We start from the raw sequence: 15540 nt of genomic DNA on the forward strand, positions 1-15540 counted from the left end.
CAACAATTTGTTGCTTAAAGTCATCACTAAATTGACGACGGATTTTTCTAGACATAGAGTTCTCCTGTTTTCTTTAGTGTAGAACACTTTATAAATTCTGTCTAGTTTAGTGTAACCGATTCAAAGGACTGGTTCAATGTCATCAGTAACCACTATCCAAAAGATGAGTACGGTCAAGATTTTCATGCCGGTAATGCTATCCGTCGCCTAACCGATGACGAAACTGAAGCTTTGAAGACTTGGCAAGATTTGGTAGATAAGAATATCATCAGTCGTCGTCGCTATACAGAAAACGACAAGTTTGACCGCAACGGCTACTATCAGAGCTACCTCTTCTCTCCAGTTTATGCTGCTCTCTCTAACGATAAGGGTGCCCCTGGTGACATCATGCTCAGACGGATTGCCTTTGAACTTCTGGCTGAAAAAGGCTATGAAGAAGGCTTTATCCCTTACACGTCATGGGCACTAGGTGATATGGCATTGGCTGACCATTCAACAGTTTATAGTAAGTGGTATGGTCGTCATATCCCACGAATTACCGACCAGCATGTTCTCAAATCCGTCTTTAAAGAGGAGTATCCAGATTGGGCAGCGTTCAAAAAAGCCATGTTCCAAAAACGCATCGATAAGACTGATCGTTTAGCCCCAATTACGATTCAGTACTTGGGCGAGAAGCACACGATTACCTCATTTTCGGACATTCAAGGACTGATGGAAAAGGCGGTCGCCTACGATGCCGATCAGAAACTGTATAGTTTTGGTTTCCAAACTGATGACGATTGGCGTAAATGGCAAGCATCCCATGTGCAGAAACTAAAAGCAGCCATCTATAATGCCTACCTGCGTCAAACTGATGACTTCAGGCAGCCGATTTATCTCATTGAGGATACCGATGTTTAAGCCATAATACATAAAAAGCCTACTATTAGCCAAAATTGAGCTAATAGCAGGCTTTTTTGCTGACTGTTGCAGGACACAAACTAATTTTTTTCTTTTAAGATGCTTCTCACCATCCGATAGACGACTAGAAAGACTAAAACGATTATCCCGATAACCATCAACCAGCCCAGTTTGCTGTTGACCAAGAAATCAGGCAGAGGCACGTTGATGCCGAAAAAGCCCGTGATAATGTCTGGAGTCGCTAGTAAAATCGACAGGACCGTCAAAATCTTCATGGTATCGTTTAGCTGGTTGTTGAGGACGTTGTTATAGGTAGACTAGAGCTGCCCCATGGTCTAGGTATTGAGCTCTGCCATTTCCAAAATCTGTCGCGCCTCAATCAAGGCATCGTCCAGCTTTTCCCGTTCCTCATCGCTGAGCTGACGGATTAGACCGTGCGCAGTTAGTTGCTCTAAAACCAAGAGGTTTTGCTTGCTATCGGAGCGAATGTAAATCATGCTCATTTCGATATCAGAGAGTGCCAAAAGCCGGTCTTTGGTCGTCTTTTGACGGATAAAATGATTGGTTTGGGTCAATTCCTTGTCAAGGCAATCGAGAATTTTGACATAGTCTTTAGAAATGACGACCAAACTCCAAAAGAGAAAATCGTAGACTGTTTCAGGTCGGTACTTGGTCATCATCTGATTGAGTCTCTCAAGCAAATAAGCCGTTTTATTCGTTACCAAAGTGGTCACGCGGTTTGGCTTGAGGATAAAGGTTATGGGACTGCTGTCATAGCTATTATCCTCTTTTTCTTGGTGAATGACATTGTAAATCAAGACCAGACACCCTTGGTCTTTATCATATTCCAGACGCGCCATCTCGTTCTCGTCGGTGATGTAGGCTGCTAATTCCTCATCAATGGCCAGTCGATCTTCGAGGCTAGTGATATCGGATAAGCTATCCAGATTGATGGCTAGCCAAGTGTTGGTTGAAAATGTTTTGGTGTACATGATCTTCCCATCTATCAAAACAAGAAGCCACAGCGGACTGCTTGTTCTTTTTTATTTATTTTGCTAACGTTTAACAGGGCAAATGAGAGGCAATGTCAGAACTCGGTACAAAAGTCACCACCTCTTCGTTTTATTATCACAAACGAACTATTATTGACTATTCCAAGGCACAAACCTTTGTGGATTTTGTGGATATAGTAGAGTAGTGCACTGAGCTCGCTCTGCTAGCTCAAGCAAGGGTTTTTAGACAGCATGCGCTTAGCGATGACCTTTTCAATCACAATCCTAACATGGCTCTAGCCAAGAAGTCATAAGCCTGACTGCCAAAATGCAGACCATCATCAAGACTGCCCTTGAGCAGGTCTGCCATAGGCAAATTACTCTGTTCAAACAGGGCAACCGTATCTAGCAAGCCAGTGCCTTCCTGTCTTGCCACTCGCCTCACCTGCTCGCCATAGTAGGTCACCAAACGATTGGTACGATAAAGCTGCTTGGTCTCATCAACAGGCGCCGGCAAGAGTAGACAAATCTGATCCGCCGAAAATTGCTTCTTCAGTTCAGCAACAATCGCCGTCAGGTTCTGGGCATATTCACCCAGAAAAACTTGCTTGTGCTGGGCCAGGTCATTTGCACCGATGAAGACAAAGACCCGATCGGCAGCTGGCAAAAGGGTCCTCCTGAGCAAACTGAGCAAGTCTGCCGAATTATCCCCAGACACCGCCCAGTTATCAATAACCACGTCAGGACGATACTGGCAGAGCGAATAGTCGATATGCGGTAGCTGCTTCCCCTCATGGCGAGCAAAGAGGCTATCCCCTAGTAAGAGCAGGTGCATACCCTAGCCCACCAAACTGCCATTCGGTACGCTTGGGTCAACGGTCAAGAGGGTCAGATGACCGTCATGCTCAGCCGAGAGAATCATGCCTTGACTGAGAAGTCCCATCATCTTACGCGGTTTGAGGTTGGCAACGATTTGCAGTTTCTTCCCGACCAACTCCTGCTCGTTAGGGTAAAACTTGGCGATACCAGAGAGAATCTGACGGTCCTCACCATCGCCTGCATCCAGACGGAATTGAAGGAGCTTGTCCGAGCCCTCGACTTTCTGAACCGCCTTGACCTCGGCCACACGGATTTCCACGGCGTCAAAGTCCTCAAACTTGATGGCTTTCTTGCTGTTTTTTAGCTCGATAGCTGCTGAAGCCCAGTCTTTTTCCTCTTGGGAAATGGCAGAGCTGCCACCCATTTGGCTCTGGATATAGGCGATTTCTTCCTCCATATCCAAGCGTGGGAAGATTGGTGTCCCCTTTTCCACAACAGTCGCTCCTGCTGGCAGGCCAGATAAGGCCAAGTCTTCCAAACTAGACACTGCTGGTAGCCCCAGCTGTGCCAAGATGGCAGCAGACGTCTCCATCATAAATGGCTGAATGAGGTGTGCCACCAGGCGCAAGCTGGCTGCCAAGTGGCTCATGACTGCTGCCAACTGCTCCTTGTCTCCCTCTTCTTTTGCCAGCACCCACGGTGCGGTCTCGTCTATGTACTTGTTGGTTCGAGCGATTAGATTCCAAACAGCTTCTAAGGCACGCGGGTAGTCAACGGCTTCCATATACTTATGGTAGGCTGTCAGAGACTGCTCTGCCATTGCCTCCAAATCCGCATCAAACGCCGTCACGCCTGCCACAAAGGTCGGAATGGTGCCGCCAAAGTACTTGTTGACCATGGCAACGGTACGGTTGAGGAGGTTTCCTAGGTCGTTGGCCAGCTCGTAGTTGATCCGACCGACGTAATCCTCTGGAGTAAAGGTACCGTCAGAACCAACAGGAAGACTCCGCATGAGGTAGTAACGAAGTGGGTCAAGACCAAAGCGGTCTACCAACAGCTCTGGATAGACCACATTGCCCTTGGATTTGGACATTTTGCCATCTTTCATGACAAACCAACCGTGGGCAATCAAGCGGTTAGGCAAAGGCAAATCAAGTGCCATCAGGATAATTGGCCAGTAGATAGAATGAAAACGGAGAATATCCTTAGCTACCATGTGGTTAGCCTCAGGACTAACAGTAAAGTCCCAGGTCTTACCATTGTCATCCGTCCAAGATTTAGATACCGTTTGACCAGACCAAAACGTCTCAAACTTACTGGTATCGGATTGACCATAGCCTAAGGCAGTGATATAGTTGAGTAAGGCATCAATCCAGACATAGACGACGTGCTTAGGATTAGACTTGACTGGCACCCCCCAGCTGAACGTCGTCCGAGATACTGCTAAGTCTTCCAATCCAGGCTCGATAAAGTTTTTCAGCATCTCATTCATACGGGAATTTGGACTGATAAAGTCTGGATTGGCTTTAAAGTAGGCTTCTAAATGCTTTTGGTACTTGCTGAGGCGGAAGAAATAAGACTCCTCAGATACCCAGGCCACCTCGTGACCAGACGGGGCAATCCCTCCTATGACCTTACCTGTCTCATCTCGGAAAACTTCGGCCAATTGGCTCTCTGTAAAAAATTCCTCATCAGAGACAGAGTACCAGCCTGAGTATTCTCCCAAATAAATATCGTCCTGCGCTAGCAATTTCTCAAAAACAGCAGCCACCACTTCTTCATGATAGGAATCAGTCGTACGGATAAAGCCGTCGTAAGAGATATCCAAAAGCTCCCAGAGTTTTTTGACACCGACTTCCATGCCATCAACGTAGGCTTGGGGTGAGATGCCCGCCTCCTCAGCCTTGGCTTGGATTTTTTGCCCATGCTCGTCAAGACCAGTTAGTGAGTAGACTTCCTTGTTCATCAAGCGATGGTAACGGGCCAAAACATCGCAGGCGATAGTCGTTGTCGCATTACCGATATGAAGTTTACCTGATGGGTAGTAAATCGGGGTCGTAATATAAAATGGTTGCTTAGTCATCATTATCATTCCTTCCAAACTAGACGAATGAGTCTAGGTAATAACATCTTCAATTATAGCAAAAACTTGATTTTTTCTCAAAAATAGAAGAAAAAAGACTGCAAAACGCAGCCTTTCGTCGTTTATCTTAGTTTTTAAGAGCAGCTGCCATGGTTGCTGCAACTTCTGCTTCAAAGTCGTTTGATGCTTTCTCGATGCCTTCACCTACCTCAAAGCGGGCAAAGGTAATAGCTTTAGCGTTCACGCTATCAAGGTAAGCTTCCACTGTCTTGCTGTCATCCATGATGTAGACTTGGGCAAGAAGTGTGTAGGCCTGGTCAACTTGGGTATTGTCCAAGAGGAAACGGTCCATCTTACCTGGGATGATTTTGTCCCAGATTTTTTCTGGCTTGCCTTCAGCAGCGAGTTCGGCTTTGATGTCAGCTTCTGCTTGAGCGATAATCTCGTCTGTCAACTGAGCTTTTGAGCCATATTTCAAGAGTGGCAAGGCAGGCTTGTCAACCATTGCACGGCTTTCATTATCTTGTTCGATTTTGTGGTTGAGTTGTGCCAACTCGTCTTTGATAAACTGCTCATCCAACTCAGTGTAAGACAAAACAGTTGGTTTCATCGCAGCGATGTGCATAGACAGTTGTTTAGCAAGTGCCTCATCCCCACCCTCGATAACAGAGATAACACCAATACGACCACCGTTATGTTGGTAAGCACCGAAAGCTTGGTCATCAGTTTTCTCAATCAAAGCAAAACGACGGAAGGAAATTTTCTCACCGATGGTTGCTGTTGCATTGATGTAAGCAGCTTCCAAAGTTTCACCATTTGAAAGAGTGATTGCCATTGCTTCTTCATTGTTAGCAGGTTTTTGTTCAGCGATAGCTTTTGCAGTCTCGTTAACCAACTCAACAAATTGCGCATTTTTCGCAACGAAGTCAGTTTCTGCGTTAACCTCAACAACAGCTGCAACGTTGCCGTTAACGTAGACTCCAGTCAACCCTTCAGCGGCAACACGATTAGCTTTTTTAGCCGCTTTTGCCATACCTTTTTCACGAAGCAATTCAATCGCTTTGTCGATGTCACCATCAGTTTCAACAAGTGCTTTTTTTGCGTCCATAACGCCAGCACCTGATTTTTCACGCAATTCTTTAACCAAAGCTGCAGTAATTTCTGCCATTATTTTTTCCTCCAATTTTTTAAGAAAAGGGGAGGGCTGGGCCCGCCCCTTAAGTTATTTCACGATATTAAGCGTTGTTACCTTCAACAACTTCAACCAATTCTTCGATTGATTCAGTTGAAGCAGGCTCAGCTGCCAACTCTGCTTCAACAGCAGCAACTGAATCTTCACCCTGACGACCTTCAATAACAGCGTCAGCCAATTTAGCGGTGATCAATTTAACCGCACGAATAGCATCATCGTTAGCTGGGATAATCACATCGATATCATCTGGATCAGCATTGGTGTCAACCATAGCCACAACAGGGATACCAAGTTTTTTAGCTTCTTTCACAGCGATTTGCTCTTTGTGTGGGTCAACCACATAAATCACGTCAGGAATACGAGGCATATCAGCGATACCACCCAAGAATTTCTCAAGACGAGCACGTTGTTTGTTGAGCAAAGCAACTTCTTTCTTAGGAAGAACATCGAAAGTTCCGTCTTCTTCCATACGGTTGATATCTTTCAAGCGAGCGATACGCTTTTGGATTGTTTCCCAGTTAGTAAGAGTTCCACCCAACCAACGGTGGTTGATGTAGTATTGACCGGCACGAGTAGCTTCTTCTTTAACGGCTTCTGATGCTTGCTTTTTAGTCCCAACGAAGAGGATAACCGCATCGTTAGCTGCAGCGTCACGAATAAATTCGTAAGCTTGGTCTGCTAATTTCACAGTTTGTTGCAAGTCAATCACGTGGATGCCGTTGCGTTCTGTGAAGATGTACTTAGCCATCTTAGGGTTCCAGCGACGAGTTTGGTGACCAAAGTGAACACCAGCCTCAAGTAATTGTTTCATTGAAATAACTGCCATGAGTATTTCTCCTTTTGATGTTTTTTCCTCTTTCAGATTTCAACTCGCAGACTCACCACAGGGGCAACAAGTCCACGATTCATCCAAAATGAGTATTTGTTGCTCAAGCAACTTGATTATTGTACCATAAAACACAACAATTGGCAAGTATTTTATTCTCCATTTCATGATAGACAGCGAAAAAAGAAAGCTTGTCATAAGTTCTCAGAAAATTAGATGTACAGAGTGAAAACTGCTGAAATTTCTTTTTCAGGCTTCAATACGCCACTGCTGTCAAAAAATTATGCTAAAATAGTCTTATGCGTATCCAACAATTACATTATATCATCAAAATCGTTGAGACTGGATCAATGAACGAGGCAGCTAAGCAACTCTTTATCACCCAGCCGAGTCTGTCTAATGCCGTCAGAGAGCTCGAGAAGGAATTGGGGATTACTGTTTTTATCAGAAATTCCAAAGGCATCAAACTGACCAAGGATGGCGTCGAGTTTCTGTCCTATGCCCGCCAAGTCGTCGAACAAACAGTTTTGCTCGAAGAGCGTTACAAGGGTAAAAATAAGCACCGCAAGCTCTTTAGTGTCTCTGCCCAGCACTATGCTTTTGTGGTCAACGCCTTTGTCTCTCTTCTCAAACAGACCGATATGAGTCAGTACGAACTTTTCCTGAGAGAGACCAAGACTTGGGATATTATCGACGATGTCAAACATTTTCGCAGTGAAATCGGTGTGCTTTTTCTGAGCACCTATAACCGAGATGTGTTGAGTAAATTGCTTGAAGACAATCGACTTTCCGTTATCCCCTTGTTTAAAGCACATCCTCATATCTTTGTCAGTCGTCATCACCCTTTGGCTGGTCGAAAAAAGGTGACCTTAGAAGACCTTGTGGATTTCCCTTATCTCAGTTATGACCAAGGCATCCATAACTCCTTTTACTTTGCTGAAGAAATCCTCTCTCAGCTTGAGCACAAAAAGTCCATCGTGGTCAGCGACCGTGCCACCTTATTCAATCTTCTGATTGGTCTAGATGGCTACACTATTGCCACTGGTATTTTGAATAGCAATCTTAACGGCGACAATATCGTCTCGATTCCGCTTGACAGCACGGACGAGATCGACCTTGTTTACATCAAACACGAACAGGCCAATTTATCAAAAATGGGCGAACAATTTATCCAGTATCTCCTAGACGAGGTGCAGCCCGAAAAGATTACTCCCAAATACGACTATTGATACCGACTACTTTTTTACACTCACCAACAGAGAACAAAAGCCAGCAAATGCTGCTGACTTTTGTTCTCTTTTATCATATTCTAATCCTGATTCTGGATGAGTTTTAAGATGGCTAAATTAGCTCGGTCAAAGTAAAAAACTGTCCTGTCATAGGTGAGGTCACAAGCTTCTGCAAGAGCGATAATATGATCAAGAAAAACTTGTGACGAAAAACCTGTTGTCCGATGTAACTCTTCTTCGTCAAATGGTTTAATCAGATGTGCCAAAGGGTTTCGAACATTTTTTTCAAATTGTCGCAAGAGTTGAACCGTTTGTTTTGTGTCCTGTGGCAAGTTCGTTTCCATAATTAAGTCAACTAAACTACTGGACATGACTCGACTGTCTCGTCTACGCTGGATAAAAGATTGAATGGCTGGATGAGGACTGCTACTCATCTGTTCAAAACGCCATCTGTCATACTGGTCACTTTTTGAGTTATGAATATAGTTATCCAAATCTGGAATAAGCTGATAAAGCAAGCGACGATAGAGCCTGTAAATGATTGGGCTGACTGCTCGAACAAAGTCAATCAACTGACCTGTTTTAACCTTGGCTTCGAGGTCATAAAGGTAATTGATGAGTTGCTCAGCTTCTTGAGTAGGGGCTAACGGAGGGAGACTAAATCGCTCTGACAGCTCTGCTATTTTCCCCGAATGCCTATAAAGATAGGCAACGTTCAACTCCCTGCGCTCCACTAAGGTCGTCAATAATAAGTGAGCATCTGCCGGTAGGTCAGTTGCAAGTAGCAAAGCCTGACGATAGGCATAGGTTGCAAGCAGACCTTCAAATGCTGTATACGCGGGCTTAATCGGCAATCAAGGTCTCCAATCCTACCGCCATCATATCGGTGAACGTATTTTGACGCTCTTCGGCGGTCGTGTCCTCATCTGGGTTGACGAGACTGTCCGAAATCGTCATGATACCAAGTGCTTTTACCCCATGCTGCGCTGCCAAATAGTAAAGAGCTGCCGCTTCCATCTCGATGGCTTTAACACCAAGCTCACCCAATTTCATGTTGCGCTCGGGCATGTTTGAATAGAAAACATCAGAAGACAAAACAGAGCCCACATGGGTTGTCAACCCCATGTTTTTGGCGATATGATAGGCCTTATCAAGAAGACCAAAATCCGCGATTTGAGGGAAGTCAAATTCTGGGAAATCGTTGCGAATGATGTTGGAGTTGGTTGCAGCAGCTTGAGCTAAGACCAATTCACGAACATGAACATTGGGGTCGATGGATCCTGCTGTTCCCACACGAATCAGTTTTTTCACGCCGTAGTCGACAATGAGCTCACGCGCATAAATAGAGATGGACGGCATGCCCATCCCTGTCCCCATGACAGAGACACGGTGCCCCTTGTAAGTCCCTGTGTAGCCAAACATATTGCGTACTTCGTTGAAGCAGACGGCGTCCTCAAGGAAGTTTTCTGCAATAAATTTAGCGCGGAGTGGGTCTCCTGGAAGTAAAATTTTATCGGCGATGTCGCCTGGTTTTGCTGAAATATGAATCGACATAATAATATGTTCCTTTCTTTATATAAAAATATACTAATAATATTGTGTCCCCAAATGACTAATTTTTTCTTTTTCAAAAGCTAGATTGAGGAAAAAGAAGGTAACGAAGATAGCAAGCCAAGGGACGTCCCCTTGAAACAACCCAAAGAGAACTTGGACAAAACTCGCACCAGCTAATCCTACAAAAAGATACTTCAAAAACGGGTTCATGCTCTTTTTTCTTTCTTATTTTTTCTTACCGTCTTGAGCGGCTAAAGTGATAAAAATCATACCTGAACTCATAAAAAGGAGGCCAGAAGTCTTATTATTACTTGTAAGAAATATAAACACACCCACTAGCATCTGTATCAGACCACTAAAAAGGGAGATCTTTTTTTTATCCATCCTACAACTCCTCCAAGATCGCCTTGACTAAGCCTTTGAAATTGCCCTTAATTTGCTGGGTGACTTCTACTACCTCTTCGTGGTTGAGCTCTTCTTGGAAGCCAGCTGCGTGGTTCGTGATAGCAGAGATACCAAGAACTTTCAGCCCTGAGTGCGCTGCTACGATGACTTCTGGTACGGTTGACATGCCGACTGCATCACCACCCCATACTTTGACTGCACGGATTTCAGCTGGTGTTTCGTAGTTAGGGCCAGTAAAGCCGCAGTAGACACCCTCATCTAGCTTAATGCCCTGCTCTTTTGCCACTCGGTGGGCAATGTCCCGCCAAGCCTTGGTGTAAGCATCTGACATATCAGGGAAGCGGGGCCCAAAGTCGTCCAAGTTTTCGCCAATCAGAGGATTTTGACCTGTAAAATTGATGTGGTCAGAAATCGCCATCAAGGTTCCCGGACCAAAGCCGACACCGCCTGCTGCATTGGTCACAAAGACACCTTCACAACCCAATGCCTTCATGACACGGACAGGGAAGGTCACCAGCTCCATTGGATTGCCTTCGTAAAAATGAAAGCGCCCTTGAAGAGCCAACACCTTGCGACCGGCTAGGTCTCCGTAGACTAGCTTGCCTGCGTGTCCAACGACATGCGACTGCCCCCAGTTGGGAATGTCTGCATACTCAAGGACGATACTGTTTTCGATTTCGTCTGCCAGCTCACCCAGACCAGAGCCCAAGATGAGACCAAATTCTGGCTTAATCATGCCTTTTTCTTCTAAAAAAGCTTGCGTTTCTCTAATTTTTTCTAGTAATGACATGTGTGTTCTCCTTTATTTTTTCTGTACTAACTCCCAAACCCGTTCAGGCGGGCGACAGATGAGGGCTTGCCCTTTGTAGACTACAATAGGACGCTCGATGAGACTCGGATGCTCTGCCAAGAGAGTAAAAATCTCTTGGTCAGACAAGTCATCTGACAGCTCCAAGTCTGTATAGAGTTGGTCTGTCCTTCGTAGCAAGTCTTTGGCATTTAAGCCCAGGCTAGCGAGTTCTGCTGGCGACGGTGTTTCGGTTAAATAATTAATCACCCTCGGCTCGTAGCCCGCCTCTCTCAGCAACTCAAGGACAGCTAAGGACTTGCTACAAGACTGGTTGTGGTAGATAGTTAAATCGTTTTTCTCCGAATACAGCGCATCAATAACCTGAGTATCCTCCTTAGACAGTACGAAATCCTCACTTATTTCTAAGCCGGTATCAGCAAATGTTTTTTTGGCAAGATTAGCAATAGTAAGCGTTGAAGTCATATCAAAGGCACTACCAACAACAGCTCCTAAAACAGGAACCATTTTCCCTAAATTAACAACTCCTGTTGTTCCAAACTTAGTTGCCAAACGGAAACCGACAGCCTTATTAATTTTACGTAAAACTGTTCCAGGAACTTTTTTGACAAGAGCTACGCCAAATTTGTTACCGATAACGATACCGCCTTTTTTGACAATCTCGGATACAGAAGTCCCTGCTAATGTTGCATAGACAAATGTTTGTACTTGATCAGATTTCAAATCGTAACCACGCATACTAGCAATAGCAGCAACCATCCGCATTTGGAACAAAATTACACTTGCAATATTCGCTGGCAGGGTCACAGGAATAGTAATAATACCTCCAAAACCTGTTAAAAAACCAGAAACGGCTGCTTTCGTTGTCTGCGTTTGAATTAGTTTTTCAATAGCAGTTTCTGTATCGTATTTAGAAAGATAGTCAGTGACTAAATTCTCTAAACTCTTTTCACCAACTAGACCATTGAGCGTTGTCTGATAGGCCCAGTCTAATGTTGACATCATCGTTTCTTGACTTAGCTTTTCAGACTGTTCTGCCTTTTCTTGAACAAATTTAGTTGCCTGTTCTGTTAACTGACCTGCTTGTTTTCCTAAATCATTTAACCCTTGGTTTAATTGTTTGAAAATATCTGCCATAATTTTTCTCCTCCTACACCAATTTATCCAAGAAGCTTTCGCCAATCATGGCTGTATCAACACCAAAGTTTTCAGCAACTGTGGCTGAGATGTCAGCAAAATGCCCTTGTGGGATGACACCGTTGCCTTTGAAAGCAGGACTGTACGCCAAGAGTGGGATATACTCACGGGTATGGTCTGTCCCAGCGTAGGTCGGGTCATTGCCATGGTCAGCTGTAATCAACAGCAAATCATTCTCTCGCATGGCAGCAATGATTTCTGGTAGACGTCCATCAAATTCGTGCAAGCAATCACGGTAGCCGTGGGCATTGCGACGATGACCGTAAACCGCATCAAAGTCAACCAAGTTAGTAAAAGAGAAACCTTTCTCAAACTCAGGCAAGCCCATGGTCTTGATTAAGGTATCCACACCGTGGTTATTGTCCTTATTGTGTCCCATGTCATTGGTGATGCCTGAACCATTGAAAATATCGTTGATTTTCCCGACGGAATAAGTCGGCACGCCTGCGGCTGCTAGCTTGTTCAAGACAGTATCTTCAAATGGCGATACCGCATAGTCATGGCGGTTAGCCGTACGGGTAAAGTTGCCAGGAGTGCCTACATAAGGACGGGCGATAATCCGACCGAGCAGCGCAGGACGCTCCAGCGTAATGGAGCGCGCGTACTCACAAATCTTGTAGAGTTCTTCCAAAGGAATGACATCTTCATGCGCTGCGATTTGAAGAACTGGGTCTGCCGACGTGTAGATAATCAGCTCGCCTGTTTCAATCTGACGCGGTCCAAAATCATCAATGACAGCTGTTCCAGAATATGGCTTATTGGTTTCACGAATGACCTTGCGACCAGAAAATTCTTCAATCTTGGTCAGAATTTCCTCAGGGAAGCCGTCCCAGAAGGTATCAAATGGCTCAGTGATATTGAGCCCCATGATTTCCCAGTGACCTGTCATGGTATCTTTACCGAGTGAAACTTCCTCAAGTTTTGTCACATAACCTGTTGGATTTTCCTCAGCAGGGACTGTTTTCAAAGCTTGTGGACGAGGGATATTCCCCAGACCAATTTTTGCCATGTTAGGCACATCTAGCCCCACTGTTTTGGAAATATGCCCCAGCGTATCAGACGCGCCATCTGGCACACCGGCATTGACAAAGTTATTGGCATCGGGTTGCGCCCCAATCCCTACTGAATCTAGCACCACTAGATGAATCCGATCAAATGTTGGCATAACACCCTCCTTATTTTTCTAAAATCCTAATACCGTCCTTGCCCGCTGCAATCACGGTATCGACCATGCCATTAAAGAGCCCGTGCTCCACGACACCGACCGTTGTATCCAGCTCCAGCGCCAAAGCCACAGGATCGGCAATCACTTTGAGGTCTAGGTCAATGATGAAATGTCCCATGTCCGTGACATAGCGCTCACCATCTGCCTCACGAAAACCTGGCGAGTAACCTTTTTGGGCAAAATGACACAGCAGTCGCTCAGCACCGTAGGGAACCACCTCGACAGGGAGCTTGAAAGCTCCTAGCTGGCTGACGAGCTTGGTCTCATCGACCACCCAGATATAGTGCTGGGTCGGAACAGCGACAACCTTTTCCATGAGGAGGGCACCGCCCCCACCCTTGATGCCATTAAAGTCTGGATCAACCTCATCCGCCCCATCGACCGTCACATCAATACGGTCAATCTCATCTATCGAGGTCAGCGGAATCCCAAGGCTTTCTGCCTGAGCCGTCGTGCGACTGGAGGTCGTCACCCCCACAATCTGCAAGCCCTCTTCCTTGACCCTACGCCCCAGCTCCTCGACAAAATAGTAGGCAGTCGAGCCTGTCCCGAGACCTACCGTCATGCCATCTGTGACATATTGGGCAGCCCTGACGCCAGCCTGTTTTTTCAGTTCTTCCATACTTGCCTCCATTCACTCATTTGTTATTTCCAGTATATCATATTTTCAAGAAATTTGAAAGCGGTCTTAAATCTAGCAACAAAACCATTCGCCCGAAATTGATAAAACTATGCTATAATATTAGAGTTATAAAATACAGAATGGAGTATCTATGATTTCTTGGATTAGTCGCCTAATTAAAGGCATCATCATCGCACTAGGCTTTATTCTGCCAGGGGTTTCTGGTGGCGTTTTGGCTTCCATCTTGGGACTCTATGAGCGTCTAATTGGCTTTTTGGCCAATATCCGAAAGGATTTTGTTCCAAATGTCCTCTTTTTCCTACCTGTTGGTATCGGTGGGATTTTGGGGATTGCCCTCTTCTCAGCCCCTTTAGAATACCTGCTTGAACACTACCAAGTCCCCGTTCTTTGGACGTTTACAGGAACCATCGTCGGAACATTTCCAACTCTCTGGGCAGAAAGCACACAAAACAGGCAACGTGATTTGGCCGACTGGCTTTGGCTTGTAGTGACTTTTGTCGTTTCAGGACTCTTGCTCTTTTTCCTCAGCGACTTGGTCGGTACTATTCCTGCTAATTTCCTAGGCTTCGTGCTGGCAGGTAGCCTGATTGCCTTGGGTATTCTCGTCCCTGGTCTCAGTCCGTCCAACCTCCTGCTCATCATGGGGCTCTACACACCTATGCTGACAGGCTTCAAAAAACTGGATCTACTGGGTGTCTTCCTGCCTATCGCTATCGGTGGGGCACTTGCTATGGTGCTCTTTTCAAAAGCCATGGACTACGCCCTCAAAACCTATCACTCTCGCGTCTGCCACTTTATCATGGGGTTGGTTTTAGCTAGCACACTGCTCATTGTACTGCCTAACCCACGCAGCGCTGAGTCCATCAGCTATGCCGGTTTAGGCTTTGGGACAATAGCTAGCTCAGCTCTGCTATTTCTGGCAGGTATCGCCCTAGGAGCATGGATGACCAAGCTGGAGGAAACCTACAAATGAGCCGAGCTAAAAAGTTGAAAAAGACTCTAGTAGAGCAGATATTGGATAAGGCTGGTATTGCTCACGAGGGACTTACGCTCAATGCTCTTGAAGGAAAGCTAGATGACCTTCCTAGAGAGCACATCTTTAAAACTCTTGCCCTCAAGGGTGATAAGACTGGACCACTGATTGGTATCGTCCCTATCACCAGCCACCTGTCTGAGAAAAAACTGGCTCAGGTCTCTGGCAATAAAAAAGTGACCATGATTCCCCAGAAAGACCTTCAACAAACGACAGGCTACGTCCATGGCGCTAACAATCCCGTCGGCATCCGCCAAAAGCACCGTTACCCTATCTACATTGATCAAGTGGCATTCGAGATGGGGGAAATGATTGTGTCAGCAGGCGAGATTGAGCGTTCTGTCAAACTCAACAGCCAACAACTAGCTAGCTTTGTCGGTGCTGATTTTGCTGATTTGATGGAGTAACTCGTGATGATTTAAGGACTAGATGACTAACCACAGACTTCTTAGCAGTGGTTGGTCTTATAAAAACTCTTCTTACCTGGTGTACTGACCCCCAAAAGTTGAACAAGAAATATTATTGAAAGGATTTAATTCTGTATTGCACAGGACTAAGTCCTTTTAATTTTGTTTTGATTCGTTTGAATCGGTTACACTAAACTAGACAGAATTTATAAAGTGTTCTACACTAA

Annotated in this window: 15 protein-coding genes and 4 pseudogenes; 4 read left to right on the forward strand and 15 right to left on the reverse strand. The window is 45.3% G+C overall.

Annotated features, from left to right (window positions below):
- Positions 1-126 precede the first annotated feature (126 nt).
- A pseudogene (locus ACERC5_RS08580) lies at positions 127-900 on the forward strand (ZmpA/ZmpB/ZmpC family metallo-endopeptidase); the annotation flags it as partial.
- A gap of 80 nt (positions 901-980) precedes the next feature.
- Here ACERC5_RS08580 and ACERC5_RS08585 read toward each other — a convergent pair.
- The 5 genes and pseudogenes from ACERC5_RS08585 to rpsB form a co-directional block, all read right to left on the reverse strand.
- Positions 981-1892 (reverse strand): annotated as a pseudogene (locus ACERC5_RS08585) (magnesium transporter CorA family protein).
- A gap of 277 nt (positions 1893-2169) precedes the next feature.
- The gene (locus tag ACERC5_RS08590; RefSeq protein WP_373660568.1) at positions 2170-2727 is read right to left on the reverse strand and encodes a GDSL-type esterase/lipase family protein; all 558 of its coding nucleotides are present in this window, start codon (positions 2725-2727) and stop codon (positions 2170-2172) included.
- A gap of 3 nt (positions 2728-2730) precedes the next feature.
- Positions 2731-4794: a methionine--tRNA ligase gene (gene metG, locus ACERC5_RS08595; protein WP_373660569.1), complete on the reverse strand. Its 2064-nt coding sequence runs from the start codon at positions 4792-4794 to the stop codon at positions 2731-2733.
- A 127-nt stretch (positions 4795-4921) separates the two neighbouring features.
- Entirely contained in the window at positions 4922-5962 is a 1041-nt protein-coding gene (gene tsf / locus ACERC5_RS08600) for a translation elongation factor Ts (RefSeq protein WP_373660570.1), read from the reverse strand.
- Between the two features lie 67 nt (positions 5963-6029).
- Positions 6030-6812 carry a 30S ribosomal protein S2 gene (gene rpsB, locus ACERC5_RS08605; protein WP_018367470.1) on the reverse strand — a complete coding sequence of 261 codons (783 nt, stop codon included), beginning with the start codon at positions 6810-6812 and terminating at the stop codon, positions 6030-6032.
- A gap of 299 nt (positions 6813-7111) precedes the next feature.
- Between rpsB and ACERC5_RS08610 the strand changes: the two genes are divergently transcribed.
- Entirely contained in the window at positions 7112-8041 is a 930-nt protein-coding gene (locus ACERC5_RS08610) for a LysR family transcriptional regulator (protein ID WP_373659492.1), read from the forward strand.
- Between the two features lie 80 nt (positions 8042-8121).
- Here ACERC5_RS08610 and ACERC5_RS08615 read toward each other — a convergent pair whose 3' ends face one another.
- The 9 genes and pseudogenes from ACERC5_RS08615 to rpiA all read right to left on the reverse strand — a co-directional run bounded on the left by ACERC5_RS08615 (position 8122) and on the right by rpiA (position 13852).
- Complete coding sequence (locus tag ACERC5_RS08615) at positions 8122-8895, reverse strand: LytR family transcriptional regulator (RefSeq protein ID WP_373659493.1); 774 nt, start codon at positions 8893-8895, stop codon at positions 8122-8124.
- Positions 8885-9595, reverse strand: a complete 711-nt coding sequence (gene deoD / locus ACERC5_RS08620) for a purine-nucleoside phosphorylase (RefSeq protein WP_373659494.1) — start codon at positions 9593-9595, stop codon at positions 8885-8887. Before deoD ends, ACERC5_RS08615 begins: the two co-directional genes overlap by 11 nt.
- Positions 9596-9628: 33 nt before the next feature.
- The gene (locus tag ACERC5_RS08625) at positions 9629-9805 is read right to left on the reverse strand and encodes a hypothetical protein (protein WP_373659495.1); all 177 of its coding nucleotides are present in this window, start codon (positions 9803-9805) and stop codon (positions 9629-9631) included.
- A gap of 15 nt (positions 9806-9820) precedes the next feature.
- Positions 9821-9979 (reverse strand): hypothetical protein, encoded by a 159-nt coding sequence (locus ACERC5_RS08630; RefSeq protein WP_373659496.1) that lies wholly within the window; start codon positions 9977-9979, stop codon positions 9821-9823.
- 1 nt (position 9980) lies between these two features.
- Positions 9981-10790, reverse strand: coding sequence for a purine-nucleoside phosphorylase (locus ACERC5_RS08635; protein WP_373659497.1), 810 nt, complete (start codon positions 10788-10790; stop codon positions 9981-9983).
- 12 nt (positions 10791-10802) lie between these two features.
- Entirely contained in the window at positions 10803-11192 is a 390-nt protein-coding gene (locus ACERC5_RS08640; RefSeq protein WP_373659504.1) for an ArsC/Spx/MgsR family protein, read from the reverse strand.
- Positions 11181-11945, reverse strand: a pseudogene (locus ACERC5_RS08645) (EcsC family protein); the annotation flags it as partial. The gene ACERC5_RS08640 and the pseudogene ACERC5_RS08645, both read right to left, overlap by 12 nt.
- A gap of 13 nt (positions 11946-11958) precedes the next feature.
- The gene (locus ACERC5_RS08650; RefSeq protein ID WP_373659498.1) at positions 11959-13170 is read right to left on the reverse strand and encodes a phosphopentomutase; all 1212 of its coding nucleotides are present in this window, start codon (positions 13168-13170) and stop codon (positions 11959-11961) included.
- A gap of 10 nt (positions 13171-13180) precedes the next feature.
- Positions 13181-13852, reverse strand: a complete 672-nt coding sequence (rpiA, locus tag ACERC5_RS08655) for a ribose-5-phosphate isomerase RpiA (RefSeq protein WP_373659500.1) — start codon at positions 13850-13852, stop codon at positions 13181-13183.
- A gap of 151 nt (positions 13853-14003) precedes the next feature.
- On the opposite strand from rpiA, the gene ACERC5_RS08660 reads away from it, so the two are divergent.
- Positions 14004-14846 (forward strand): DUF368 domain-containing protein, encoded by an 843-nt coding sequence (locus tag ACERC5_RS08660; protein WP_373660571.1) that lies wholly within the window; start codon positions 14004-14006, stop codon positions 14844-14846.
- Positions 14843-15313, forward strand: a complete 471-nt coding sequence (locus ACERC5_RS08665; RefSeq protein ID WP_373660572.1) for an aminoacyl-tRNA deacylase — start codon at positions 14843-14845, stop codon at positions 15311-15313. The genes ACERC5_RS08660 and ACERC5_RS08665 overlap by 4 nt, the downstream gene beginning before the upstream one ends.
- Positions 15314-15425: 112 nt before the next feature.
- Here ACERC5_RS08665 and ACERC5_RS08670 read toward each other — a convergent pair.
- A pseudogene (locus tag ACERC5_RS08670) lies at positions 15426-15488 on the reverse strand (IS3 family transposase); the annotation flags it as partial.
- Positions 15489-15540: the final 52 nt, after the last annotated feature.

Source organism: Streptococcus sp. E24BD (assembly GCF_041807825.1).
Classification (GTDB): Bacteria; Bacillota; Bacilli; order Lactobacillales; family Streptococcaceae; genus Streptococcus; species Streptococcus entericus.

Bases quoted from the DNA above. Each gene is read 5' to 3' on its own strand.
- deoD (WP_373659494.1), bottom strand. From the start codon at position 9,595: ATGTCGATTCATATTTCAGCAAAACCAGGCGACATCGCCGATAAAATT.
- tsf (WP_373660570.1), bottom strand. From the start codon at position 5,962: ATGGCAGAAATTACTGCAGCTTTGGTTAAAGAATTGCGTGAAAAATCA.
- ACERC5_RS08635 (WP_373659497.1), bottom strand. From the start codon at position 10,790: ATGTCATTACTAGAAAAAATTAGAGAAACGCAAGCTTTTTTAGAAGAA.
- ACERC5_RS08660 (WP_373660571.1), top strand. From the start codon at position 14,004: ATGATTTCTTGGATTAGTCGCCTAATTAAAGGCATCATCATCGCACTA.
- ACERC5_RS08610 (WP_373659492.1), top strand. From the start codon at position 7,112: ATGCGTATCCAACAATTACATTATATCATCAAAATCGTTGAGACTGGA.
- ACERC5_RS08650 (WP_373659498.1), bottom strand. From the start codon at position 13,170: ATGCCAACATTTGATCGGATTCATCTAGTGGTGCTAGATTCAGTAGGG.
- metG (WP_373660569.1), bottom strand. From the start codon at position 4,794: ATGACTAAGCAACCATTTTATATTACGACCCCGATTTACTACCCATCA.
- rpsB (WP_018367470.1), bottom strand. From the start codon at position 6,812: ATGGCAGTTATTTCAATGAAACAATTACTTGAGGCTGGTGTTCACTTT.
- rpiA (WP_373659500.1), bottom strand. From the start codon at position 13,852: ATGGAAGAACTGAAAAAACAGGCTGGCGTCAGGGCTGCCCAATATGTC.
- ACERC5_RS08625 (WP_373659495.1), bottom strand. From the start codon at position 9,805: ATGAACCCGTTTTTGAAGTATCTTTTTGTAGGATTAGCTGGTGCGAGT.
- ACERC5_RS08590 (WP_373660568.1), bottom strand. From the start codon at position 2,727: ATGCACCTGCTCTTACTAGGGGATAGCCTCTTTGCTCGCCATGAGGGG.
- ACERC5_RS08630 (WP_373659496.1), bottom strand. From the start codon at position 9,979: ATGGATAAAAAAAAGATCTCCCTTTTTAGTGGTCTGATACAGATGCTA.
- ACERC5_RS08665 (WP_373660572.1), top strand. From the start codon at position 14,843: ATGAGCCGAGCTAAAAAGTTGAAAAAGACTCTAGTAGAGCAGATATTG.